Annotated in this window: 26 protein-coding genes; 16 read left to right on the top strand and 10 right to left on the bottom strand. The window is 62.0% G+C overall.

Annotated features, from left to right (window positions below):
• The first annotated feature begins 19 nt into the window (after positions 1-19).
• Positions 20-904 carry a LysR substrate-binding domain-containing protein gene (locus NCR39_RS27185; RefSeq protein WP_250455704.1) on the top strand — a complete coding sequence of 295 codons (885 nt, stop codon included), beginning with the start codon at positions 20-22 and terminating at the stop codon, positions 902-904.
• Positions 905-907: 3 nt separating this feature from the next.
• Here NCR39_RS27185 and ppk2 read toward each other — a convergent pair whose 3' ends face one another.
• Both ppk2 and NCR39_RS27175 read right to left on the bottom strand, forming a co-directional pair.
• The gene (gene ppk2 / locus NCR39_RS27180) at positions 908-1,981 is read right to left on the bottom strand and encodes a polyphosphate kinase 2 (protein ID WP_284507381.1); all 1,074 of its coding nucleotides are present in this window, start codon (positions 1,979-1,981) and stop codon (positions 908-910) included.
• A gap of 85 nt (positions 1,982-2,066) precedes the next feature.
• Positions 2,067-2,288, bottom strand: coding sequence for an HP1242/YdcH family protein (locus NCR39_RS27175; protein ID WP_040052512.1), 222 nt, complete (start codon positions 2,286-2,288; stop codon positions 2,067-2,069).
• Positions 2,289-2,522: 234 nt separating this feature from the next.
• On the opposite strand from NCR39_RS27175, the gene NCR39_RS27170 reads away from it, so the two are divergent.
• From NCR39_RS27170 to NCR39_RS27140, 7 genes are all read left to right on the top strand, one after another.
• The gene (locus NCR39_RS27170; protein ID WP_250455702.1) at positions 2,523-2,834 is read left to right on the top strand and encodes a hypothetical protein; all 312 of its coding nucleotides are present in this window, start codon (positions 2,523-2,525) and stop codon (positions 2,832-2,834) included.
• Positions 2,835-2,953: 119 nt separating this feature from the next.
• Complete coding sequence (locus NCR39_RS27165) at positions 2,954-3,847, top strand: LysR family transcriptional regulator (protein WP_250455700.1); 894 nt, start codon at positions 2,954-2,956, stop codon at positions 3,845-3,847.
• A gap of 231 nt (positions 3,848-4,078) precedes the next feature.
• On the top strand, positions 4,079-5,389 hold the full coding sequence (locus NCR39_RS27160) for an MFS transporter (RefSeq protein WP_250455698.1): 1,311 nt from the start codon (positions 4,079-4,081) through the stop codon (positions 5,387-5,389).
• A 19-nt stretch (positions 5,390-5,408) separates the two neighbouring features.
• Positions 5,409-6,449 (top strand): amidohydrolase family protein, encoded by a 1,041-nt coding sequence (locus NCR39_RS27155; protein WP_250455697.1) that lies wholly within the window; start codon positions 5,409-5,411, stop codon positions 6,447-6,449.
• Positions 6,446-7,114: an RraA family protein gene (locus NCR39_RS27150; protein ID WP_250455695.1), complete on the top strand. Its 669-nt coding sequence runs from the start codon at positions 6,446-6,448 to the stop codon at positions 7,112-7,114. Before NCR39_RS27155 ends, NCR39_RS27150 begins: the two co-directional genes overlap by 4 nt.
• Positions 7,115-7,411: 297 nt before the next feature.
• Positions 7,412-8,785, top strand: a complete 1,374-nt coding sequence (locus NCR39_RS27145) for a sigma-54 dependent transcriptional regulator (RefSeq protein ID WP_250455693.1) — start codon at positions 7,412-7,414, stop codon at positions 8,783-8,785.
• A 127-nt stretch (positions 8,786-8,912) separates the two neighbouring features.
• Positions 8,913-9,794, top strand: coding sequence for an isocitrate lyase/PEP mutase family protein (locus NCR39_RS27140; protein WP_250455691.1), 882 nt, complete (start codon positions 8,913-8,915; stop codon positions 9,792-9,794).
• A gap of 51 nt (positions 9,795-9,845) precedes the next feature.
• On the opposite strand, the gene NCR39_RS27135 is transcribed toward NCR39_RS27140, so the two are convergent.
• Entirely contained in the window at positions 9,846-10,145 is a 300-nt protein-coding gene (locus NCR39_RS27135) for a DUF4148 domain-containing protein (RefSeq protein WP_250455689.1), read from the bottom strand.
• 237 nt (positions 10,146-10,382) lie between these two features.
• On the opposite strand from NCR39_RS27135, the gene NCR39_RS27130 reads away from it, so the two are divergent.
• Positions 10,383-10,676, top strand: a complete 294-nt coding sequence (locus NCR39_RS27130; protein ID WP_250455688.1) for a DUF1330 domain-containing protein — start codon at positions 10,383-10,385, stop codon at positions 10,674-10,676.
• A 51-nt stretch (positions 10,677-10,727) separates the two neighbouring features.
• Here NCR39_RS27130 and treA read toward each other — a convergent pair whose 3' ends face one another.
• Together treA and NCR39_RS27120 are read right to left on the bottom strand one after the other, a co-directional pair.
• Entirely contained in the window at positions 10,728-12,368 is a 1,641-nt protein-coding gene (treA, locus tag NCR39_RS27125) for an alpha,alpha-trehalase TreA (RefSeq protein ID WP_250455686.1), read from the bottom strand.
• Positions 12,369-12,575: 207 nt separating this feature from the next.
• Positions 12,576-13,727 carry an aldose epimerase family protein gene (locus tag NCR39_RS27120; protein WP_250455685.1) on the bottom strand — a complete coding sequence of 384 codons (1,152 nt, stop codon included), beginning with the start codon at positions 13,725-13,727 and terminating at the stop codon, positions 12,576-12,578.
• A 149-nt stretch (positions 13,728-13,876) separates the two neighbouring features.
• On the opposite strand from NCR39_RS27120, the gene NCR39_RS27115 reads away from it, so the two are divergent.
• The 3 genes from NCR39_RS27115 to NCR39_RS27105 all read left to right on the top strand — a co-directional run bounded on the left by NCR39_RS27115 (position 13,877) and on the right by NCR39_RS27105 (position 17,384).
• Positions 13,877-14,053: a hypothetical protein gene (locus NCR39_RS27115; protein ID WP_250455683.1), complete on the top strand. Its 177-nt coding sequence runs from the start codon at positions 13,877-13,879 to the stop codon at positions 14,051-14,053.
• A gap of 142 nt (positions 14,054-14,195) precedes the next feature.
• The gene (locus NCR39_RS27110; protein WP_250455681.1) at positions 14,196-16,829 is read left to right on the top strand and encodes a PAS domain-containing hybrid sensor histidine kinase/response regulator; all 2,634 of its coding nucleotides are present in this window, start codon (positions 14,196-14,198) and stop codon (positions 16,827-16,829) included.
• Between the two features lie 99 nt (positions 16,830-16,928).
• Positions 16,929-17,384, top strand: a complete 456-nt coding sequence (locus NCR39_RS27105) for a YaiI/YqxD family protein (protein WP_250455679.1) — start codon at positions 16,929-16,931, stop codon at positions 17,382-17,384.
• A 16-nt stretch (positions 17,385-17,400) separates the two neighbouring features.
• Here the strand turns inward: NCR39_RS27105 and NCR39_RS27100 are convergent, their stop codons facing one another.
• Positions 17,401-17,820, bottom strand: a complete 420-nt coding sequence (locus tag NCR39_RS27100; RefSeq protein WP_250455677.1) for a hypothetical protein — start codon at positions 17,818-17,820, stop codon at positions 17,401-17,403.
• A 36-nt stretch (positions 17,821-17,856) separates the two neighbouring features.
• Between NCR39_RS27100 and NCR39_RS27095 the strand changes: the two genes are divergently transcribed.
• The 3 genes from NCR39_RS27095 (at position 17,857) to NCR39_RS27085 (ending at position 19,044) form a co-directional block, all read left to right on the top strand.
• On the top strand, positions 17,857-18,000 hold the full coding sequence (locus NCR39_RS27095) for a hypothetical protein (RefSeq protein ID WP_250455675.1): 144 nt from the start codon (positions 17,857-17,859) through the stop codon (positions 17,998-18,000).
• A 214-nt stretch (positions 18,001-18,214) separates the two neighbouring features.
• The gene (locus NCR39_RS27090) at positions 18,215-18,394 is read left to right on the top strand and encodes a hypothetical protein (protein ID WP_250455673.1); all 180 of its coding nucleotides are present in this window, start codon (positions 18,215-18,217) and stop codon (positions 18,392-18,394) included.
• 62 nt (positions 18,395-18,456) lie between these two features.
• Positions 18,457-19,044, top strand: coding sequence for a peroxidase-related enzyme (locus NCR39_RS27085; RefSeq protein WP_250455671.1), 588 nt, complete (start codon positions 18,457-18,459; stop codon positions 19,042-19,044).
• Positions 19,045-19,203: 159 nt separating this feature from the next.
• Here the strand turns inward: NCR39_RS27085 and NCR39_RS27080 are convergent, their stop codons facing one another.
• Genes NCR39_RS27080 through NCR39_RS27065 form a run of 4 tightly spaced genes read right to left on the bottom strand, consistent with a single transcriptional unit; the run spans position 19,204 to position 23,564 of the window.
• Positions 19,204-19,761, bottom strand: coding sequence for a DUF2894 domain-containing protein (locus tag NCR39_RS27080; RefSeq protein ID WP_250455668.1), 558 nt, complete (start codon positions 19,759-19,761; stop codon positions 19,204-19,206).
• The gene (locus tag NCR39_RS27075) at positions 19,754-20,401 is read right to left on the bottom strand and encodes an OmpA family protein (RefSeq protein ID WP_040052531.1); all 648 of its coding nucleotides are present in this window, start codon (positions 20,399-20,401) and stop codon (positions 19,754-19,756) included. The genes NCR39_RS27080 and NCR39_RS27075 overlap by 8 nt, the downstream gene beginning before the upstream one ends.
• A complete protein-coding gene (locus NCR39_RS27070) occupies positions 20,398-22,863 on the bottom strand; it encodes a DUF802 domain-containing protein (RefSeq protein ID WP_250455666.1) in 2,466 nt (821 codons plus the stop codon). Before NCR39_RS27070 ends, NCR39_RS27075 begins: the two co-directional genes overlap by 4 nt.
• Before the next feature lie 5 nt (positions 22,864-22,868).
• On the bottom strand, positions 22,869-23,564 hold the full coding sequence (locus tag NCR39_RS27065) for a DUF3348 domain-containing protein (RefSeq protein ID WP_250455908.1): 696 nt from the start codon (positions 23,562-23,564) through the stop codon (positions 22,869-22,871).
• A 122-nt stretch (positions 23,565-23,686) separates the two neighbouring features.
• Here NCR39_RS27065 and NCR39_RS27060 point away from each other — a divergent pair, with 122 nt between their 5' ends.
• Positions 23,687-24,184 (top strand): GNAT family N-acetyltransferase, encoded by a 498-nt coding sequence (locus NCR39_RS27060; protein ID WP_250455664.1) that lies wholly within the window; start codon positions 23,687-23,689, stop codon positions 24,182-24,184.
• The last annotated feature ends 105 nt before the right edge of the window (positions 24,185-24,289 follow it).

Below are 24,289 nucleotides of genomic sequence, written 5' to 3'. Positions count from 1 at the left end.
GCGCGGCCGAAGGCACGGCATGCGTTTCGATCTGACCGACATGCGTCTCTTCCTGACCGTGATCGAACGCGGCAGCATCACGGCGGGCGCGCAGGCCATGCATCTCGCGCTGGCATCCGCAAGCGAGCGGATCGCGGGCATGGAAGCGGCGTTGGGCGCGCCGCTTCTCGAGCGCAATCGGCGCGGCGTGCAAGCAACGGCCGCAGGCGAGAGTTTCGTGCGGCACGCGCGCATGATTCTCGGGCAGGTCGAACAGATGCGCGGCGAATTGCGGACCTACGCGACGGGCCTGAAAGGCCGCATCAAACTGATGTCGAACACGGCGGCATTGGCGGCGTATCTGCCGCCGCGGCTCACGCGTTTCCTTGCGACGCACCCTGACTTGTCGATCGATCTCGATGAGCGGCCCAGTTCGGAGATCGTGCAGGCCGTGATGGAAGGACGCGTGGACCTGGGTATCGTCGCCGATATCACGGACCTGGCGAGCCTCAAGACGCATGTGGTGGCGCAGGATCAACTCGTCGTGGTGACGAGCCGCACGCATCGCGTGGCGAACGAAAGCGCGGTGGCGTTCGCGGATATCGTGGGGGAAGCCTTCGTGGGACTCGCCGATGCCGCGCTGGAAATGCATCTGGCCGAGCGCGCGTCGCGGCTTGGCAGACAGCTCAACTACCGCATTCACATGCGCAGCATCGACAACGTGGGGATGCTCGTCGAAGCGGGCATTGGCATCGCGATTCTTTCGCGTGCATCGGCGCAATTGCTCAAGCGCCCCGGGCTCGTGATCGCGCCGCTATCCGAGCCCTGGGCCACGCGTCGCCTCCATCTGTGCGCCCGCTCCTTCGATGCGCTCACGCCGCATGCAAGCCTGCTTGCGCACGAATTGATGGCAGCCGGCGCTTAGAGATCAAAACGCACGCCCGACGATAAACGGATCCACAGGCCCGATGGTCTGCACATCGCGATTCGCATACGGCAAGCGATGCAGCACGTAGCGCATGGCATTGAGCCGTGCGCGCTTCTTGCAATCGGAACGCACGACGGTCCAGGGCGTATCGGCGGTATCGGTGTGAGCGAACATCGCTTCCTTGGCGGCGGTGTAGTCGTCCCACTTGTCGAGCGACGCAAGGTCCACCGGGCTCAGCTTCCATTGCTTCAGCGGATGCACTTCGCGCTCCTTGAAACGGCGACGCTGCTCCGCGCGGCTCACCGAAAACCAGAACTTGATGATATGCACGCCGCTCTGCGTGAGATGACGCTCGAACGCCGGCACCTGTTGAATGAACGCGTCGTACTCCTGATTCGAGCAGAAACCCATCACGCGTTCGACGCCCGAGCGGTTGTACCAGGAACGGTCGAACAGCACGATCTCGCCGGCTGTCGGCAAATGCTCGACGTATCGCTGAAAGTACCATTGGCCGCGTTCGCGTTCCGATGGCTTCTCCAGCGCAACGACACGCGCGCCACGCGGATTCAGATGCTCCATGAAACGCTTGATCGCGCCGCCCTTGCCCGCCGCGTCGCGCCCTTCGAACAGAATGACGACGCGCTGGCCCGTTTCCTTGACCCACGCCTGAAGCTTGAGCAATTCCACTTGCAGCCGATACTTCTGCTTCTCATACGCCTGCCGCGACATGAGATGCTTGTACGGGTAGCCGCCATGACGCCAGCCCGGCGCAAGCTCTTCGTCCTGACGCTGACGTCGCGAGCCTTGCGCACCGATCGGCGATGCGCCTTCCAGCAGATACGCGCGCAACGTCGCGATTTCATCCGGCGAGAGGCCGCCCATCATCGCCTTCATCGTATCGAGCCGCGTCTCGACGCTGCCGGCTGCGGCGCTCACGAGAATGTCTTCCATGCTGCTGGAAATCAGCTCGTTCGCGGCATCGACCGCTTCTAGCGTTTCGCGCCTGATCACATGCTCCGACGCCTCGACGACGCTGACGTCGCCGTCCAGATCGTCCTTCGCGGATCGTTGCAAGGTCTTGCTTCTGTTTCCCTCGGATGGGTGCGCGGTTTTCACGTTCAATCTCTCCCTGGCATGCTGCGGTGTTGGCTTGAGTTTTTTAAGCGGCTTGCGCGGCTTTTCGCAGCACGACGTACATCTTGTCCTTCAACAGCAGCTTTTCCTTCTTGAGCGATTCGATGGCGAATGCGTCCGCGGGCGTGACGCCGCTTTCCATGTTCTGAATCTCATGGTCGAGTTGATTGTGACGCTCGAAAAGCCTCGCGAAATGCGCGTCTTCTGTTTTGAGGCGGGAAATGAGGTCACGGTATTCGGGAAACATGCATATCTCCAAAGCAAAATCGGCTGGGTACTTCGTAGTACATCTTACCGATTGAGTGCAGCGCTTTCGTCCGGATATTGCACTTTGCTCATGCGTGATATCGCCGCAGTCCCGAGTGCGGGGCATCGTGGCGCGCCGTCACCGTAGGCACAAACCCTCCTGCACGCAGGCAAGCTACTTGCGCACAATGGATGGGTTGTCCGGGCGCATCGAGCGCCCTTGTGGAGGATCATCATGAAGAGAAATCGCATTGCCGCCGCCGCATTGTCGATGGCCGTGGCCGCCGTTTTCATGGCCGATGCCGCGCATGCGGACAGCCGCGCCGCCCAGAAGCTCGGGCAGATAGGCGTCATCAACCAGACGCTTCAGCCGAAGCCGCCGAGATCATCGCCCGGAGCCAATACCAATTCGACGACTCAAAGCCCGGGCACGTCGGGATATTCGGCCAATTCGGGAAACAGCGGGGCATACAACGCCAATGCAGCCAACGCCGCAAATTCAGCGAACGCGGCGAATGCCGCTGCGGCAGCGCGTAACGGGCGATAAAACCGCAAGCTCTGTCGGGTGCAAGCGCGCGGTGCCGCTCGCTATCATGTCGCGTTACGAGGGCTGGAGTCCTCGCCCGTCATCGATAAAAAAATGCACCGCCGCAGGAGCGCCACGCAATGAATTTACGGGGATTGCAATGCTTCATCGTGCTCGCTGAAGAGCTGAACTTCAGCCGCGCGGCGGAGCGCCTTCATATCGCGCAACCCGCGCTTTCGCAGCAAATCCGCGCGCTCGAAGCGCGGCTCGGCAGCCAGCTCGTCGATCGTGGCAGCCGGCCGCTGCGCCTGACCGAAGCGGGCAGCTACTTTCATACCGAAGCACGCGAGATACTGGAACGCTGCGAGCAGGCGACGCTCGGCGTGCGCGACATCGGCGCGGGCACGCATGGCTGGCTCGCCATCGGCTTCACGCGCTCCGCGATGTATAGCGTGTTGCCGCCCGCGCTCAAGGCCTTTCATTCGGCCTATCCGAAAGTCGAATTAAAGCTGTTCGAAATGTTGACGGAGGAACAGGCCGATGCCTTTCGCGATGCGCGCATTCATGTCGGCATCGGCAGACAGGCGCCCGACGTGCCCTCGTGCACCACGCGCACGCTGCTGAACGAACGCGTGATGGCGGTGCTCGCTTCCGATCATCCGCTTGCAAAACGCAAGGCTGTGCGCATCGGCGAACTCGCGACCACGCCGCTGATCGTCTATCCGAAGCATCCCGCTGCGCAGTTTCCTCGTTTGATCGCTTCGCTGTATCGCGATGCGGGCGTCGCGCTCAACATCGCGCATGAAGCTTACGAAATTCAAACGGCCATTGCGCTCGTCGCTGCGGGCCTTGGCGTGACTTATGTGGGCGAATCCGTCGCGCGTCATGGGCGATCCGACGTGGTGTATCGGCATCTCGCGGGACCGGGCGCGGCACAGATCACGTCGCTGACCGCGAGCTTTCGAACCGGCGATACGTCGCCGCATCTGCAAGCATTCCTCGCGTGCCTTCCATCGGTCGATGCGCCACGCTAACGCGCTTCGCAAGCGCTCGCGCACGCTATAAGCAAAAGCCTATACAAGGATACGCAATCCGTCTTGGACGCGTGCGCCTCGCGTCCCTATGATCGTCGTTCGTGACCGGGCGAATCAATGCGCCCGCATCACGCCATCACATAGACGCGGGCAAAAAGCCCGCGCAGCATGGAGACGAAGATGAACCAGGCGCTTTCATCGGAAAGAGAATCAGCCATCGCGTCCACGACGATGCGCAAGGTCTACGGCCGCCTCATGCCGTTGCTCTTCGCGATGATGTTCTTCAATTACCTCGACCGCATCAACATAGGGTTCGCCGCGCTGGACATGAATCACGCGCTGAACTTCAGTCCTGCGGTATTCGGCTTCGCGGGCAGCGTGTTCTTCGTCGGCTACATGCTGCTCGAAGTGCCGAGCAATCTGTTGTTGCATCGCGTGGGCGCGCGGCGATGGATCGCGCGCATTCTCATTACATGGGGCGCGGTCGCGGCCGCCACCGCGTTCGTCTTCAACGATACGAGCTTCTACATCGTGCGCTTTCTGCTCGGCGTGATGGAAGCGGGCTTCTTGCCGGGCGTCGCGGTGTATCTGACGAAGTGGTTTCCCGAGCGTTACCGTGCGCGCGCGGTGGGCGGCTATATCATCGCGGGCTCGTTTTCAGCGGTGCTGGGCGGTCCCGTTTCGACCGCGTTGATGACGTATGCCAACGGCGTACTGGGTCTCGCGGGCTGGCAATGGATGTTCATCTGCGAAGGCGTGCCCGCGATGCTGCTGGGCGTCATCACGTTGCGCGTGATGCAGGAGCGTCCCGCCGATGCGACGTGGCTCAGCACCGACGAAAAGCAATGGCTCGAAAGCACGCTGCAAGCGGAGCGCAATGCGTTGGGCGGCCACACGCATGTATCGATGTGGCGCGTCGCGGGCGATATCCGCGTCTGGAGCCTCGCCTGTCTCTTCGGCTGCGCGCTCGTCGGCATCTATGGTCTCTTCCTGTGGCTGCCGCAGATCGTCAAAAGCCTCGGCCATCTCACGAACATGGAAGTGGGTTTTCTTTCCGCTGCACCGCCTTTGCTCGGCGTGCTCGGTACGTTCTTGATCAGCCGCAGTTCGGACCGCACCGGCGATCGCAAGAAGCACCTCGCATTCGTCTATGGCATGAGCGCAGTGGCGATCGCGGCAAGCGCGTATGCACCCTCGCCCGTCATCGCTTATGCGCTGCTCTGCGTGACCGGCCTCTTCATCTATGCAGGCAATCCGCTCTTCTGGAGTCTTGCCGCTTCGTTCAGAACGGGCGCGGCGGGCGCGGCGACCATCGCGCTCATCAATACGATCGCGCAATTCGGCGGGCTCGTCGGGCCGTGGAGCATCGGCCTCGTGCGTAACGCAACGGGCAGTTTCAAGCTCGCGCTGGTGACCATCGCTGCATTCCTTGTCGTTGCAACGCTCATTGCGCTCGTGATGCGCGTGCGTCCGTCCGAAGACGAAGCGGCGCATGCGGACGAAAACGCCGATGCGCGCAGCGATGCCAGCCAATCCATCTGACACACACGCGAGTCATTTCATGATCATCGATTGTCACGGCCATTACACGACGTCGCCGCCCGAGCACGAAGCATGGCGCAAGCGCCAGATCGAAGCGCTCGCCAACGGCACGCCGGTTCCACCGCGTCCCGGCATAAGCGACGAGCAGATCAGCGAGACGATACGCAACGCGCAACTGCGTGTGCAGCGCGAGCGCGGCATCGATCTCACCATCTTCTCGCCGCGCGCCGCGGGCATGGGACATCACCTCGGCGATGCGAATGCCAACGCGCTATGGTCCGCTGAATGCAACGACCTCATTCATCGTGTCGTTTCGCTGTTTCCGCAGGACTTCATCGGCGTATGTCAGTTGCCGCAAGCGCCCGGCGTGAATCCCGCCAATTGCATTCCCGAGTTGCGGCGCTGCGTGGAAGAACTGGGCTTCATCGGCTGCAATCTGAATCCCGATCCTTCGGGCGGCCACTGGTCCGGTCCGCCGATGACCGACCGCCACTGGTATCCGCTTTACGAGGCGCTTGTCGATCTCGATGTCCCCGCGATGATTCACGTCTCGTCGTCGTGCAACCCGAACTTCCATGCAACGGGCGCGCATTACATCAACGGCGATACGTCCGTGTTCATGCAATTGCTCACGGGTAATCTGTTCGCGGACTTTCCCACGCTGAAATTCATCATCCCGCATGGCGGCGGCGCGGTGCCGTATCACTGGGGACGCTATCGCGGTCTTGCGCAAGACATGAAACAGCCGCTCTTGTCCGAGCATTTGCTGAACAACGTGTTCTTCGATACCTGCGTCTATCACCAGCCCGGCGCGGAACTGCTCGCTCGCGTGATACCGGCGAAGAACATCCTGTTCGCATCGGAGACGATCGGCGCGGTGCAAGGCATCGACCCGGAGACGGGACATCACTTCGACGATACGCGCCGCTATATCGACGGCATCGCGTGGCTCAATAGCGAAGACAAGCAGCGCATTTTCGAAGACAACGCGCGCGCCGTTTATCCGCGCCTCGGCGCAAGACTCGAACAACAACTCTCGATGCAAGGAGTCGCATCATGAATGCTCCCGGATGGCGGCATCACGCGTCCGCCGCTCAGGCCAGCCCTCAAACGCTCGACGCGTTGAAAGCGCTCGCCGTGTCGCTTCTCTCGGACAACATGGCGCGCGCGTCGGGCGCCGTGGGCCTCACGCCTTTTCATCGGCCGAAAGCGATGGCCGGCACGGCCGTCACGGTGCGCACGCGCCCCGGCGACAATCTCGCGATCCACGCGGCCTTCGACGACTGCCGCCCCGGCGACGTGCTCGTGATCGATGGCGGCGGCGACCTGCATCAGGCGCTCATGGGCGACATCATGGCGAGCTATGCGGAAAGCATCGGCATCGCGGGACTCGTGATCGATGGCGCGATCCGCGACGTGGCCGCCCTGCGCGCGCGCGATTTCCCGGTCTATGCGAAAGGCGTCACGCATCGCGGACCTTACAAGAACGGTCCCGGCGAGATCAACGTGCCGGTGACGGTCGGCGGCATGGTGGTGCATCCGGGCGACATCATCGTGGGCGATGAAGACGGCGTGCTCGCGATTCCTCAAGCCGATGCAGCGGACGTGATAGAACGCGCGCGCTCGCAGGAGCAAAAGGAAGCGCTGGCGTTGCGTTCCATCGCCGCCGGCGCGTTCGACCGCTCGTGGGTAACCGCGCAACTCGAACGCGCGATGAAGGGTTAACCCTTGACAGCGCTTTTATTCGCTAACCGACGCTTAAGGCCTGCTTAAGGCCAGCCAGTAAAACGTTCCTGCAGTCGATTGGCGCTTAGCCGCACGTGGCGGGCATCCACTGAAAAAGGCACGACTGTAAGCCGTTTTTATGAACGCCCGTTCCGCAAAATATGCGCAGACGTTTTCAATCGAGTTGCGAACGCCAATGTAAACATTAAAAAGCCGCATATCGTTTGCGCGGCTTTTTACCCCGACGAATCCAAAGGATACTGTGCCTACAAACACACAATATCTGAGAGAAGAGTCATGTACGGGGAATCCAGGACGCTCTATTTCGCCGGACGCGCAGTGTCGGAAGACTTGGCCGAACGCCTGCACGCACGCGGCTGGAACATCGAGTACGTCAATCCGGCGAAGATGCCGAGATTGTCGAGGCATGGCAAGGGCGTCGCTGCGGGCATCGTCGACATGACGAGCAGCGGGTTCGTCAAAGACATCGAAGCGCTCACCGCTTTGCTGTCGGGCTATCGCATCGGCTGGGTCGCCACCGTCACCGCCGATCACACGGACAACCCGGACCTGTGCCGCCTGATCCGCGATTTCTGCTTCGATTACGTGACCGTGCCCTCGTCGGCGGATCGAATCGTCGATGCCGTGGGCCACGCTTACGGCATGGTCTCGCTGCACGATGTCGCCAGTAACGATCCTCAAAAGTCCGATGGCGCCGAAGGCGGCATGGTCGGCAATTGCGAAGCGATGAAGGCACTGTATCGCTCGATCCGCAAGGTCGCGATGACCGATGCGCCCGTCTTCATCTCCGGCGAATCCGGCACCGGCAAGGAACTCACTGCGCACGCCATACACGAACGTTCCGCGCGCCGCGCGCAGCCTTTCGTCGCGATCAATTGCGGCGCCATTCCGCCACATCTTTTGCAATCCGAACTATTCGGCTATGAGCGCGGCGCATTCACGGGCGCGAATCAGCGCAAGATCGGCCGCGTGGAAGCGGCGGACGGCGGCACGCTCTTTCTCGATGAAATCGGCGACTTGCCGCTCGAAAGCCAGGCGAGCCTGCTGCGCTTTCTGCAGGAGCGCAAGATCGAACGGCTGGGCGGACAAGGTTCCACGTCGGTGGATGTGCGCATCATTTCGGCGACGCACGTCGATATGCAGACCGCCATGCTCGAAGGACGCTTTCGCGCCGACCTGTATCACCGTTTGTGCGTGCTGCAGATCGACGAACCGCCGTTGCGCATGCGCGGCAAGGATATCGAACTGCTCGCGGACCATATGCTCGAGCGCTTCAGGAAGGATGCAAGCCGCCGGCTGCGCGGTTTCTCGCCTTGCGCGATCGCCGCGCTTCATAACTACGGATGGCCCGGCAACGTGCGCGAACTCATCAATCGCGTGCGGCGCGCAATCGTCATGTGCGAAGGACGGCAGATTCTCGCGAGCGATCTCGAACTCGGCGATTACGTCGAAGCGGCCCCGACTACGCTCGCGCAAGCGCGCGAGGCGGCGGAGCGGCAGGCTATCGAAGTGGCGCTGTTGCGTCATCGCGGACGGCTTGGCGAAGCCGCCGACGAACTCGGCATTTCGCGCGTCACCCTTTACCGCATGCTGACGGCTTATGGATTGCGCGGCAAAGAAGAGCGGCCATTGCGGGTATCGGGCGGTTGAATTAGCGCTTCAGGTCCGCACGCTTTAACATGGCAGGCAATGGCATCGCGTGCATGACGCATACATTCGGCAGTGAATTCATACCGCATGCCTCGATGCCGATCTTCTCTTTAGCGGACACCCTGTCATGACAACCACTTCTTCCCGCCGCCGCGCCGCGTTTCGTGAACTGGTCAATGCGCGTCGCGGCCTGCTTCTGCCGGGCGCATTCAACGCGATGAGCGCGCGCGTCGCCGCCGACCTCGGCTTCGAGGCGCTCTACATCACCGGTGCGGGCGTGACGAACATGTCGCTCGGCATGCCGGATCTCGGCTTCATCGGCCTCGCGGAAGTCGCCGAACATACGACGCGCATTCGCGATGCAGTCGATCTGCCGCTCGTCGTCGATGCGGATACGGGCTTCGGCAATGCACTCAACGTGCGCCACACCATCCGCACGCTGGAACGCGCGGGCGCCGACGCGGTGCAACTCGAAGATCAGGTGATGCCCAAGAAATGCGGCCATTTCGCGGGCAAAGGCGTGATTTCGACGAACGAGATGGTCGGCAAGATACACGCTGCCGTCGACGCGCGCGAGGACGAGAACTTTCAGATCATCGCGCGCACGGATGCCTGCGCGGTCGAAGGTTTCGATGCCGCGATCGAACGCGCGAACAAGTTCGTCGAAGCGGGCGCGGACATTCTCTTTATCGAAGCGATCGAAACGCAAGAGCAGATTGCGTCGTTGAACAAGCTGGTGAATGCGCCGCAACTGATCAACATCGTGATTGGCGGAAAGACGCCCGTGACGGGCCGGGATGAATTGCAGCGACTCGGCTTCAGCCTCGTGCTGTATGCCAATGCGGCTTTGCAAAGCGCGGTGCGCGGCATGCAAACGGCGCTCGGCGCGCTCAAGGAACATGGGCGGCTGGATGAAGATCCCACTATTGTCGCGCTCTTCGCGGAACGCCAAAGGCTCGTGAATAAGCCGCTATTCGACGAGCTCGATCGCAAATACGCTGCGGAGTAACTCACTTCACCGGCAGCGCGGCTCAGCGCCGCGCCGCCGGGTCAATTGCGCTTAGCGCGTGTACATCGCGTTCCAGTCGGCTTTCGAAACGCTATTGCCCGATTGCGTCGTGCCATTCACAACGCCGCCGTAAGCAGTCGCGCCTTGCCGCGCGGCGAGCTTGGCTTCGGCTTGCTGAATGGCATCGGGATAATGCGCCTGATCGCCGTCGCCGACGTGATAACCCGCGCTTTGCAGTTCCACGAGTTCCGCACGGACTTGAGCGCGCGTGATCTGACTGCCTTGCGCGAAAGAGAGAGCGGGAACGATCAAAGCGGTGGCGACAACTGCTGCGCGAATCAAAGACTTCATTTTCTTAACTCCAGTGACTTGGGTGCTTGCTTCGGCGCTTCCAAGGACCCTTGGTGTGTCGAAGCAGTGAGTGAAGTCTAGGCTTGCAAGACTTCGGGGTTAACCCCTAGACAAGGAAAGCACTCTTCACTGAATCAAGCGGAATCGGCGGCAAGAGGTCTTGGGCGATTATTTGCTATGCTCGCCTTCGCATCGGCGCATTGCGCCAAGGCGCTCAACAAAGAACAGGAGAATCAGATGGCAAAGGCATATTGGGTTAGCGCATATCGCAAGATCGACAAGCCCGAGCAGGTCGCCGAATATTCGAAGCTCGCGACGGCCGCGATCAAGGAAGGCGGTGGCCGGCCGCTCGCACGCGGCGTCGCTTCGATGGCGCACGGCGCGGGCATTGCGGAGCGCACGGTGCTGATCGAATTCGATTCGCTGGATCAGGCACTCGCCACGTTCAACGGCGAGAAGTATCAGGAAGCGCTGCGCGTGCTGGGCGATGCATGCGAGCGCGATTTCCGCGTCGTCGAAGGCCTGGAATAAGCATCGAAATGCGAGGCGGCGAATGAGCCGCCTCGCTGCTTTCAATTTCCGCTATTGGCCTGGCGCGTAGAGATCGAGCAGACGCAAGGTCACGCCGTTGGTCCAGCCGAAGCCGTCCTGCAGCGGATATTCTCCGCCCCCGCCGCCGCCCGTCCCCGTCCCTTCCACGACGTATTTCTCCACCAGCTTTTGTTCCGTGGCATAGACGTGATTCACGTCGGCCAGGAAACGCGTGCCAATGGGCTGCGCAAGATCGGCGCGGCCATAACGCCGCAAGCCCTGAATGGCGATCCAGTGCAGCGGCGCCCAGCCGTTCGGCGCATCCCACTGTTGCGTGGTGTTATGAGTGGTCGTTGTGAGACCGCCCGGCTTCAGAAGCAAAGTCTCGACCGTATTTGCCGTGATATGCGCGCGATCGGGCCACGCGGCCCCTGCAAACAAGGGATAAAGCATCGCCGCCGATGGATTGTTGCGCGGCTGCGCGAGCCTCCAGTCATAGTCGCCGTAATAGCCGTTGCTGTTCCAGAGATACTTGTTGATGCCGATCGCGCGCCTGGCCGCCTTGCCGATGAACTCCGCCACGCAATGGAAGTCGTGCGCTTCGCCACAGCCGCGTGCGATTGTCGTTTCAAGGTGGAACATCAGGCTATTGAGATCGATGGGAACGATGGATGTCGTGCGGATTGTCGCGAGCGTCTGGTTATCGCCGAACCAGCGCGAACTGAAGTCCCAGCCGCTTTCAGCCGCCGCGCGCAGATCGCGATAGACCTCGTTGGCAGGACGGCTCGGCACCGAACTCGCGGTCTGCACGTCTTCGAGATACGACTCGTCGCGCGGCGTATCGCGCTCGTCCCAGTAGCGATTGAGTACGGTTCGATCCGGCAGCATCACGACGTTGCGCACGGCCTCGCCCGCTTGCAGCGTATGCGCGCCCTGCATCCAATAGCCATATTCGCGGCGCATCTGCGGCAGGTACTTCTGATACACGCGGCCGCCTTCCTTGTGCGCGGCGAGTTCGACCATATACGAAAAGAACGGCGGCTGCGAGCGGCTCACGTAGTAAGTGCGATTGCCGTTTGGAATATGGCCGATGGTGTCGATGAGATAGGCGAAGTTATCGAGCATGTCGTCGACGAGATCTTCGCGGCCGGCTTCCTGAAGGCCGAGCATCGTGAAATAGGTATCCCAGTAGTAGCCTTCGCGAAAGCGTCCGCCCGGCACGACATACGGCTTCGGCATGGGAATGAGCGTGCTGTACGGGGGCACGGTGGATGTATTGCGCGTCAGCGCCGGCCAAAGCCAGTTGATATGCTCGCGCAGCGTCTGATTCGGTGGCGGCGTGATGACCTGATCCGTCGGCGGCGTGAAGTATTGCGCAACAAATGCGGAGAGACTGAAGCCCGGCACGGTACGCTGCTGAAGATAAAGCGCGTTGATTTGCGCGGGGTCCATCTTCGGCGTGGCATCGACGAAAGTCTTTTGATCCGGATAAATCTGCTGCGTTTGCACTGCGACGAACAGTTCGCCATATAACTCACTCGGCGGCGGCGGCACGACGTAGCCGCTTTGCGTATCCGCATGAGCGACGCTTGCCGCGCTCAAGAAGATCCACGCGCCAAGGAGACGACGCGCATTGAATGAATTGTGTTGCGACGCATCACGCGCCTTGCCATACCGCGACAGTACGATCATGTTCACTCCTTCGAAGGGTGATGACCCGGACTGGTCCCGCTCGTGCCGCTCGCGTCTTTTGGAATATGCAGCAGAGCGAAGCATCTCACGCGCTTCAGGGAAGTGGCAATGGTTTGCTCGAGTGACATTGCGGCCATTCGACTTACTCGTAATGCGAAAGCCGAACGTAATGACATTGCGCGTGGGTACCGACGCAAGAGTCAGCGTCTAGCGCACGCCGAACTTCCATACCGTGATTTCATGATATTCGTCGCCGGGCCTAAGCTCGGTCGACGGAAACGACGGACGGCTAGGCGAATCCGGAAAGTGCTCGGCTTCCAGCGCAAAGCCATCGGTTTGGCGGTACGCGCTTCCGGATACACCGGTCACGCTTCCATCGAGTCCGTTCGCCGTATAGAACTGCAAGCCCGGCTGCGTCGTATAGACATCGAGCACGCGGCCGCTTGCCGGATCATAAGCGCGCGCGGCGAACGAGGGCTCGCCGTCGCGCTGGCCTGGCTTGTTGAGCTTGTAGTTCTGATCGTAGCCGCGCGCATAACGTAGCTGAGGAAACGACGAACGCAGCCGCGCGCCGATCGGCGTAAGCGCACGCAAGTCGAGCGGCGTGCCTTCCACCGATGCGATCTCGCCAGTCGGTATGGAATCCGCGCGTGTGGGCGTATAGCTCGATGCGGCGATCATGATGAGTTGGTCTTCGACGCTCCCACTGCCCTCGCCCGCCAGATTGAAATAACTGTGATTCGTGAGATTCACGACAGTCGGCTTGTCGGTCTTCGCGCGATAGTCGATGCGCACTTCGTTGTCGTCGGTGAGCGTGTAGGTGACGTCCACCGTGAGCGCGCCCGGAAAGCCGTTTTCATTATCGGGACTCACATAACGCAGTTGCACGCCCGCGCCCGCCGCGTTCTGGAATGTGCGCACGACCGTCCACACTTTCTCGTCGAAGCCATGCGGCCCGCCATGCAATGTATTAGGCGGATCGTTAATAGGCAGTTGATACGTGTGTCCGTCGATGATGAATCGTCCCTGTGCGATGCGATTCGCATAGCGCCCGATTAGACTGCCGAAATGAATGTTGCCGTTATACCGCTCGTAATCGGCGAGCGAAGCGAAGCCGAGCACGACGTCCGCGCGTCGGCCGCGTCGGTCGGGAACGTCGATTCTCGTGACGATACCGCCATAGGTCATGCAGCTCACCGATATGCCGCGCGCATTCGAAAGCGTGTATTGCACGACGGCCTGCCCTTGTTGCGTAACGCCAAAAGGAGCCGACGCGATCGTCGCGGCATGCGCGTTTAATGGAGTGAGTGCAACAAACCCCGCACATAGCGCGGCCGTGTTGCGAAAAAAGCCGGTCATGAACGTTCGAATAAATAGAAGCGATTTGAAGCGTTGATTCAAGCATCGCCCATGCCCAACGCTATTGAAGCGTTGTCGGCTATCAGGCATGACGGATGCAGATACCGTTCGACGAACCACTTTCTTTTAACAGGACAGAAGGAGCTCACATGCCCGAACAAACCGATCGTTCGACACCGCCCAAGCAAAGCGATAGCGATCCGACCACGGCAGATCGCCGCTTGAGCGATGAACAAAAACAGAACGCGTCGAATGAACCTGCGCCGCCTACCGCGAACAAGGGCCAACCCTTACCCGATCCGAATGCAGTCGGCGAGGATGGCTAACTGAAGCGAAGCACTAATGGCGCACGTGCGTGCGTTCGTGCGCCATTGAATGCGGTATGGTATCCGTACGTAGAAAAACAGTACTAAGCAAAGAAAGCCGCGCCGGCGACGCGCTCGCCGTTCAACCGCAGCAAGGACGCTCATGTACGATCCTGCTCACTTTCTTCCGTCCTTCGTGTGGCGCGCGGCGCGCGACGGCTTCATTCAGTATGCGAATCCGTGGGCATGCCGCTATCTCGGCATCGAACTGAATGATTTGATCGGACGACATTGGCGCGAATTCATTCATCATCAGGATGAAGAATGCGTACTCAACGCACTGCGTCAAATGCGCGATGCGCTTCTCAGCAATGTCGATGTCCGGCTCTTGCGCGTGGATCATGAATTCCGCTGGCATACGCTGCATCTTCAGGCGCGGCGCGACGAAGAAGGCCGGATTGCTGATACGGTAGGCGTGGCTATCGACATACACGAATGCCGGCACGCGTGGGAGTTATACGAGGCGAGCGAGCGCCGCTTGCAGGCCGCATTCGCGGGCGCGCGCATGGGCGCATGGGAATGGGACATGACCACGCGCGTCGTGCGCATGACGGCGCAACTCGCGGAGATGTATGCGTTCGCGCCAGGCACCGAGTCCGCCATGCTCTCGGAGATATGGGACCGCGTGGCGCCCGAACATCGCGAGCCGTTTCAGCGCAAGCTCGCGGAAGCATTGCACGAACGCGGCCCATTCGAATTCGACTTCGTGCTCGACGGCGCCGCCACGTCTCGCCGCTGGGTGCGCATGCGCGGCAATCCCGAATACGACGCACGCGGCGTGCTTACGCGCGTGTACGGAGTGAGTTTCGATATCAGCGACCATCGCGCGGACGAAGAACGGCTGAGCCTGAGCGAACGCCGTTATCGCGCACTGGTGGAATCGACGGGTGCGCTCATCTGGTCCGCCGATGCGAACGGCGAGATTCATCCTTCGAGCGGCGACTGGCAGAACTTCACCGGCGCGCCTCGCGACCGGCTATCGCGCTGGGGCTGGCTCGACTTCATTCATCCCGATGACCGCGAGCAAACACGTGAAGCATGGCTCGCTGCGTTGCGTCACGGCGGCCCATGCACGCTGACGTTTCGCATGTATCGAAGGGATGGCGTCTTTCGCATGGTGCAGGCGCAGGCCGCGCCGCTCTACGACGAGCGCGGCAATCTGCAGGAATGGTTCGGCACGACAACCGACGTCACGCCGCGATATGAAGCGCAAGCCGCGATCGAGGCGCGCAGTCTTCGCCTCACGGTCGCGATGCAGGCCGCGAAGATACACATCGTTTCGCTGGAACTGGCCACGTGGTCGCTCATGTTCGAGATCGTCGGCAAGCAACGGCCCGAGCCTGCCGAAACGGTCACGTACGAAGCGGCGCTCGCCCGCATTCATCCCGACGATGCACCGACGCTCGATCGCTATGTGCGTCGGCTCGCAGCCGGCGATGCGCCCGGCGAACAGTTCGAATTCCGCGTGAAGGACGCGGACGGCGAGCGATGGATGCAAGGCAGCGCCCTGCTTCAACGCAGCAACGACGGCAAGCCGCTGCGCATCATCGGCAGTCTGATCGACATTACCGAACGCAAGCACATGGAACTCGTGCTGCGCGAATCGGGCCGGCGCAAGGATGAATTTCTCGCGATGCTCGCGCATGAGTTGCGCAATCCGCTCGCGCCCTTGCGCACGGCCATCGCGCTATTGCAAAAGGACGAAACGCTCTCGACGCGCACGGACGATCTCATCGAACTGATGCGCAGACAGGTCGAGCATATGACGCGCATCGTCGACGACCTGCTCGAAGTGTCGCGCATCACGCAGGGACGCATTGCGTTGAAGACCGAGCCGGTTCTCGTCGGCACGGCGGTGTATCACGCGGTCGAAGCGATTGCGGGCATGGTGGAATCGCGCAAGCAGCACATACAGGTCGATGTTCCCGACGCAACCACCTGGGTCTGCGGCGATGTCACGCGTCTCTCTCAGATCCTCGTCAACGTGCTCAACAACGCAACGAAATACACGCCGGAACAAGGGCAAATCTCAGTGAGCGTGGAAGCGGATCAGGACTGGGTATCGATCGTGATTTCGGATACGGGAACCGGCATCTCGGCGGACCTGCTGCCGAAGGTGTTCGAGCTGTTCTCGCAAGGCGAGCGCACGCTGGACCGGTCGAATGGCGGCCTCGGCATCGGCTTATCGCTCGTGAAGAAACTGGTCGAAATGCATAAGGGGACCATCACCGTGCAGAGTCCCGGGCCGGGTCTCGGCACGACCGTCACCGTGCGATTGCCGCGTCTGCATCATCATGAACGGCATTCGGCGATGGCGCTAACGGACGGCAGCGGGCTCGAAACGCAAGCTGCGCTGCGCGTGCTTGTCGTCGACGACAATCGCGATGCCGCCGATTCTCTCGCGATGCTGTGCGAATCCGAGGGACATGTCACGCGTGTCGCGTATTCGTCGGAAGAAGCGCTGGCGGCCACGCAATTCGACGCGGACGTCGCGTTGCTCGATATCGGCTTGCCGGACATCGACGGATACGAGCTTGCGCGACGCTTGCGCCGCAAGGGCGATAGCGCGCCGCTGCTCGTTGCCATCACGGGCTACGGGCAAGCCGAAGACCGCTTGCGCGCGCAGTCGGCGGGCTTCGATTATCACTTCGTGAAACCGGTCAACGTGGAAAGTCTGCTGAAGCTGTTGTCGTCGCTGACGACGGAACGCCCTGCCGGGCGCATCGCGGAACAGTGATTGCTCGCGCCTGTCACCAAACTTACTCGTGACTGCTCGAGGCGAACCGAAGCGCGCGTGCAGTAAGATGCGCGCTCTTACTTTCGCTAAAGACGTTTCATGCAAATTCTCGTCGATGCCGACGCATGCCCCGCCGTCGTGAAAGACATTCTCTTTCGCGCAGGGCCGCGCGTAAGCGTGTGCGTGACGCTCGTTGCAAATCAGTTCTTGCGCACGCCGCCTTCGCCATTCATCAAGTCCATTCAGGTGCCTTCGGGCTTCGATGTCGCCGATGCCCGCATCGTCGAACTCACTCAGCCGGGCGATCTCATCGTCACCGCGGACATTCCGCTTGCGGCCGCCGTGCTCGCGAAAGCCGCGCATGCGCTCGATCCGCGCGGTGAGTGGTTCAGCGCCGAGAATATCGAGGAACGTCTGACCATTCGCGCGATGATGGATCAGCTACGCGGCAGCGGCGTCGACACGGGCGGACCGTCGCCCTACAGTCCGCGCGACAGCAAGCATTTCGCCGCGCAACTCGATCGCTTTCTTGCGCGAGTGCGCCGCGTGTCGTGACCGCTCACGCCTTCTGCTAAGGACGCGGACCTTCGCTGTCGGGTCCGGGCATTCGATGCTCACCGCTTGGACTAGTCGAGTAGTGGTCCGGAAAACCCTTGCCGACGAGTGAGTCATAATCGTCCGGAGGCGTCGTCACGATCGCATGAAGCATCTTGATGAACGCATTGCCATCGGCGAGATTGTCAACGATCACACGCGCCGTTCTCAATGAAATGGATTCCGTCAGCGGCGGCGCACTGCCGTCGTCCAGCTTGAACCTGAAGCGATGAATCTCGGCCGCGCCCGATTCAGGCGGCTTCTCGTGCGACACGATCGTGGCTTTCATGGTCTTGATTTCTTGTGTGTGGCGAATCGCGTGCAGCAAGGATTGCGCCACGAGAGCGCGTCGGCACATCGCCCGCCAGGCGCTGCCGGGAACACGGAATGCGACCATGAAAGTCTCAACCATCTTTGCAAAGGAGTTAAGCCGATGCCTGAATCCAAGCAAGGTAATACCAGCCCGACGAATCCGACCAACCCGCGCAACGATCAAGGAAAAGGAAAGGTACAAGGGCAATTGCAGCAGAACCAGCAAAAGCAACCGATGCATCAAGGTGGTCAACGGCAACCGTGAGTCAGTTGCCATGCAGTGACCGTTTTGCGCCGCACCGTCAGCCATGGCGGCGCGGCCCGGTCACGCATCAGCCGTGTTATGGAGACTTCGCATGAAAGCGCGAACGATTGGAATAGTCTCTGCCGTGCTTGCGCTCGGCGTGTCCAGCGGCGTTTTCGCAGCGGACACTTTATCGCAGAACAACACTAACGCGGGGCAAGGATCCGCAGGCGGCATGCAGCCGCGCACGCCGGGCGGCGGGACGGGCGGTGCGGGCGACGGCACGCGCACGCCCGGCCAGGGCTCCTCGGGCGGCATGCAACCGGCGACACCCGGCGGCCACGGCGATGCATCGCATCAGCCAGGCGCGCCGATCGGTTCATCGTCCGTTAGCGGTGGCAACAAAGGCCAGTAAGTCGCACGGCTCTCCGGCATACTGCATGATCGAGTCACGCTCGACTTCATGACGGAGAGACCATGCCGAACCCGCTCATCAGCCGCTATCCGGTTCCCGATCCGCACGACTGGCCTGCGGATATTCGCGCCCGCATTCTGGAGGTACAGGAAAAGGCCGGCTTCGTGCCTAATGTATTCTTGACGCTTGCGCACAGGCCCGATGAATTCCGCGCATTTTTCGCGTATCACGATGCGCTCATGCTCAAGGAAGGCGGCGTCACCAAAGGTGAACGCGAGATGATCGTCGTGGCGACGAGCGCAGTGAACGACTGCCTTTATTGCGTCGTCGCGCATGGTGCGATTCTGCGCATCTATGAAAAGAATGCGCTTCTTGCAGATCAGGTCGCGGTGAATCACCGCAAGGCGGATATCACGCCGCGTCAAAAGGCCATGCTCGATTTCGCGCTCAAGGTGTGCCGCGCGTCGGGCAGTATCGGCGATGCCGACTTCGCCGCGTTGCGCGAGCACGGCTTCAGCGATGAAGACGCGTGGGACATCGCGGCCATTACCGCATTCTTCGGCTTGTCGAATCGCATGGCCAATGTCATATCGATGCGGCCGAACGACGAGTTCTATCTGATGGGGCGGCTGCCTAAAGAGGCGAAATAAAGCGCTTTTCTTGAAGACTCGAATGGCAGAGAGAGTCAAGGTCTCTGCAATTTGCAGGCGCGATTCGCGGTTGACCGTTAGCTGCGTTTTGAGAAAACGAGACGCACTCTTTCCACGATGCCAGCGCGAGCACCATCAAAGGCCGGCTCGCGTGATGCCTTAGCGTGCGCCACTGCGCGCGGACTTCTTCCCGCGCGGCACATCACGACCGGAAGGCGCACTGGCGCTTGTCATCGCTTCCATCCACGAAAGCGTATCGACGTAAGAAAGAAAGTGCTGAAGATACGCGGGCGATACTTCGCGCATCAACGCCAAAGACCGATGCACGAGACTGCTCGAATTGAGCGGTCCCGCATTTTTCGGCACCTGTTCCAGCGATTCGCGCAGTTGCCGCTCCGCGCTCACCTTCGACCATACCGTGCGAAAGTATTCGAGTAGTTCGGCATGCGAAGCATGTGACACCGCGTGTTGCGCCATGTCGTCGAGCAAACGCGCGAGCGGTGTCTCGTCCGCCTGCGCTTCACGTGTACGCGACGCGGCTTCGACCTCGCGCGCATAGTCTTGCATGAGCACAGAAAGCCTTGCATCGATGATGCGCCGCGCTTCGCCTTCATGCGTCGTTGCGCGGCGCGCCAAGGCATCGATCAACGCGAAACGCACGGGATTCACGCGATCTTCGCCGCGCGCACGCCATGCATCGATGATCGCGTTATCCATGCCGCTTCACCGGCGCGTTCGTCGGACGCGGCACCGGCGATATCTCCACGCGACGATTCTTCGCGCGGCCCTCGTCGTCGGCATTGGAACTCACCGGCTGCTCCGAACCGAACGCGGCCGCGAATACCGACGACGGCGGCACGCCTGCATCGATCAGCGCGCGCGTCACGGTCAACGCGCGCTTCGCCGACAACTCCCAGTTATCCGCGAAACGGCGATTGCCTTCGCGCACTTGCTGGTCGTCGGCAAAACCGCTGACCATCAGAATCTCTTCATGCGAGCCGAGATACGCGGACAGCGGCCCGGCCAGCGTCTTCAAGAGATCGCGTCCCTGCGGCTGCAACTGATCCGAATTCAACGCGAACAAGACGCTGCCGCTAATGCCGATGCGCCCGTTCACGAGCGTCACGCGCCCCGACGCAAGCGGTCCCGCGAGCGCCTCTTCGAGCGTCTTGCGGCGCTGCGTTTCCTGCTGCTTTTCCTTGACGGCCTGTTCGAGCTTGGTGGACAACTGCAATTGCACGCCGATGACCGCGACGAGAATCAGCACGAACGCGCCGAGCAACACCGACATCAGATCCGCGAACGCGGCCCAGATGGGCGCGGCGGCTTCGGCGCCGACATCGAGTTCGTCGTTCATTCGCGCGCTCCCGCCATCTCACGTTGCGCCGCGATCTGCTGCAGATTCTCGATGATCTGCTTCTGCGACATCATGCTGAGATCAATCACTTCCTTCGCCTGCGCCACGTAATACGCGAGCTGTTCGTCGCTGCGCGCGAGCGTCTTGTCGAGCGCGGTTTCAATGCGCTGCAGATGCGCGACGAGCGTCTCGTTCGATGCGCCGAACGCATCCACCGCCGCGCCGAAGGCTTCGCCCAGGCTCGCCACTTCGACCGCGCTGCCCGTCATGTGCGCGGCCACCGCGCCGATCTTTTCGCTCTCGGCTTCGACCTTCTCGGTGAACTGCGTGCCCGCGCGCGTGAGCATGTCGGCGGAAGTCGCGACGAGCGCATCGATCGCCACGCGCTGTTCGTTCGACGCATGATTGACCGCGTCGAGCAGCGTCTCGACGGTGGCAAGCAAGCGGCTGCGCTCGTCGAGCATCGCGGTGTCGCGGATCATGGAATCGGAGAGCTTCTGGCGCAATTCGGCGATGACTTCCGCTGCGGCCTTCGGCGCTTCGGACGCGGCCTGCACGAGCCGCTCGATTTCGGCGATGGTGCCGCTCGCGTGCGAACGCGCTTCCTCGGACATCTCGCGTGCGGTGCGCGCGAGCGTCTCCAGAATCTCGCGCTCGCGGCGCTCGGCCAGCGCGCCCGACTGTTGCCATTCCTCGCGCAATGCCGCGGCCATCGCGGTGAGCGCGTCGGTCCATGCGGACAGGCGCGCTTCGTTGGCCGATGCCGCGTCCGTGCGCAGCTTCGCGTGGGCATCGTCGATGGAACGCAGCAGCGAAGCCGAATGCTGTTCGAAGCGTTGCGCGGCGGCGTCGAGTGCATCGCGATGCTGCATCGCGAGTTGCTCGCCGGTGCGCTGTTGTTCGGTGAGCGCGTTGCGCCACGCGTCCGACATGCCCGCCGACGTGCTTTCGAGCCGCGACGAAAGCGCATCGAGCAGATGCGTGGAACGTGCTTCGATGCTCGCGGCGAAGCGGTCCAGCGATTCGCCCGCTTGGCTTGCGAGCGCGGCGCTCGTCTCATCGTGCTTCTCGACCGACTGGCTCAACGCGTCCGCGATCTTCGCGACCGAAGCGTGCAATTCGCCCGACACATCGTTCAAACGCGCGGCCATGTTATCGACGAGATTCGTCGAACGCTGATCGAACGCCTGCACGAAGCCGTCGAGCGATGCGCCCGCTTGGCTTGCGAACACAGCGCTCGCCTCCTCGTGCTTCGCGAGCGACTCACCGAGCGTATCCGCGATCTTCGCGACCGAAACATGCAGTTCGCCGGAGACATCGTTCAAACGCGCGGACACGTTATCGACGAGACTCGACGAGCGCTGTTCGAACGCGTGCGCGAAGCGATCCAGCGACGCATCCATCTTGCCGACGAGCGATTCGTTGGCCGCCCGATGCCCCGCCAGCGAGCGGTTCCAGATATCCGCGACATTCGCGGTCGAGGCTTCGAAGCCGCTCGACAAGCCATCGAGTTGCCGCGCTACCGCGTGTTCGATGTTCGCGTGCAACGAGGCGGTCTCGCGCGCGATGCCGTCCATCGTCGCCTGCATGACGGGCTGCAATGCGGCGCTCGCGGCGCGCGCGCTGTCGGCCACGCTTTGCTTCAGCGACAGTTCCACCGACGTCGCCAGCCCCCGATACGCCGTCTCCGTGTTCGCATGAAACGCGGTCTGATTCGCGAGTTGCCGCTCGTTCGCGGCCATGCTCTGCTGTTCGATGGCGGTCATCATCGCGTCGAGACGATCGACCAGCTTCGGCATGATCTCGGTCTGACGCTGCAGCAGCCTGAAGCTCTCCTCGCGCTGATGCGACTGCGTGAACGCGCGCAGCGTCGTCGCGATCTTCGCGTCCAGCGCTTGCGCAACGTGCAGCCTTTCGCGGCGGCATAGCGTGGAAAGCAGGCCGAGCATCGCCGATGTCGCGACGCCCGCGATCGACGTGCCGAACGCAAAGCCGAGCCCCTTCACCGGCGCGGCGAGCGATGCGCGTATCGCGGCGAGATCCGTCGAACTTTCGAGCGCCGCGCCCGTGCCGCGCAGCGTGGCGACCATGCCGAGCAGCGTGCCGAGCATGCCGAGCAGCACGAGCAAGCCGGCGAGATACGGCGCGAGCGCCGGTCCCGGCAACGCGATTCGCTCGCCTTCGATGCGCAGACGCACCGCGTTGCGCAGGCCCGCGGGCACCTGATCGAGCCAAACGCCGAGGCTTTTCGGCGCGCTCGTCGATTGATCGATGGCAACGGCGAGCGCGTGCGTCGTCTGTTGATAGCGCTGCAATTCCCACGCGCCGGCGAGATAGCACGCGCCGATCACGAGCGTGACGGCGAACGCGAGCGCGTTCGAGCCGATATAACCAATGGCAATACCGCAGACGGCCAAGAGGCCCGCCAGGAAGACGGCTAGATTCAGAAGATATCGGGGCATAGCGTTCAGTGAGCGGCTTGACACGCCGCGAGCAAACCTTCGACCGGTTGAAAACGTACGTCCAGTTCAGCGAGCAGGACGCTTTGCATGTCCTGCTCGAATGCGTCGAGCCATGCGGACGGCGCGCCCTCGGCTTCCTGCGCGCGGCGCATGCGCTCGAAATGCTTGCCGAGCAGCGCGGGCACCTTCGCGAACAGCGTGCGCTCGCGGGCGAAAAGCGCCTGCTCCATCACGGCATCGACGACAGCAAGCCGCGCCGTGCGATCCGACTTCGTGGCCAGCACCGCGCGCAGACGGCCGCGCAACGCGCCGATGTCGGATTCCATCGTCTGTTGCAGGGACAGATAACGCTGGCGATACACCGCGTAATCGACCGGCACCTCGACGATCGGCGTCTGCACCGGCGCGCGATGCCGCGCAGACGCGGCCGTCTTCGCCGGAGCGATGGCGTTCGCGAGCGACGCGCGCACGCGCGCGCAGGCCTCGCGTTGCGCGGCTCCTGCGGATCGCGCGCCGGAGATGGCGGGCGGATCGCCGCTGAGCGCGGTCGAGAGCGCGATGGCGTCGGTCCAGCCGAGCCACTGGCTCAGCCGGTCGGACAGCGACGCGCCGGGTTCATCGACGTCGAGATCGGCAAATCGCGCCAGCAGGCGCACGAGCGCCGGGCCGCTGGCCGCCGTGCGCTTCTTGGATTGCACGATTCCACCGGAGGCAAAAACCCGCTAGTTTACACGGCCATGACCTGCTGCCTAGATTTGCAGCGGATTCGTCATAGTTTGAGCATCGCCGATGCCGCATTCATCACGCTCCCGTCACATCCGACATGATCCGACGCCTCCACCCCGCCGATGCCGCCGCGTTTCGCGATATCCGTCTCGAAGGCCTGCGCCTTCATCCGGCCTGCTTCGGCGCTTCCCACGACGACGAAAGCGCGCAGCCGCTCGACTGGTTCGCCGCGCGCATCGCGGATCACGCGGTATTCGGCGCGTTCTCGGGCACGGAAAACCTTGTAGGCGTCGCCGGGTTGATGGTGCCTGTCGCCCGGAAGACGCGTCATAAGGGCTTGCTGTGGGGCATGTACGTGCGGGCAAGCGCGCGCGGCTCCGGCCTCGCCGCCGCGTTGCTCGGGCGGGTGCTGGAACATGCGCCAAGCGTGGTTGAAGAGGTGAAGCTGGAAGTGTCGCCGGACAACCGCGCCGCGATGCGCCTGTACGAAGCGGCCGGCTTCGGCGTCTACGCGCGCGAGCCGCGTGCGCTGAAAATAGGCGACGCGTACCACGATTCCCTGTTCATGGCGCTGCGCCTGACGCGCACTGACTGATGCGCGCACGCAATCTTTTAGGAGTTAACTGGTTCGTTGGAATCGTTCGAACGCGTAGACTTCGCGTGGGTTTGAAGCACCCAACTCAGTGTCCTAGTCACACAC

Source organism: Caballeronia sp. ATUFL_M2_KS44, assembly GCF_023630965.1.
GTDB lineage: Bacteria > Pseudomonadota > Gammaproteobacteria > Burkholderiales > Burkholderiaceae > Caballeronia > Caballeronia concitans.
This window is presented reverse-complemented; position numbering and strand designations above follow the sequence as displayed.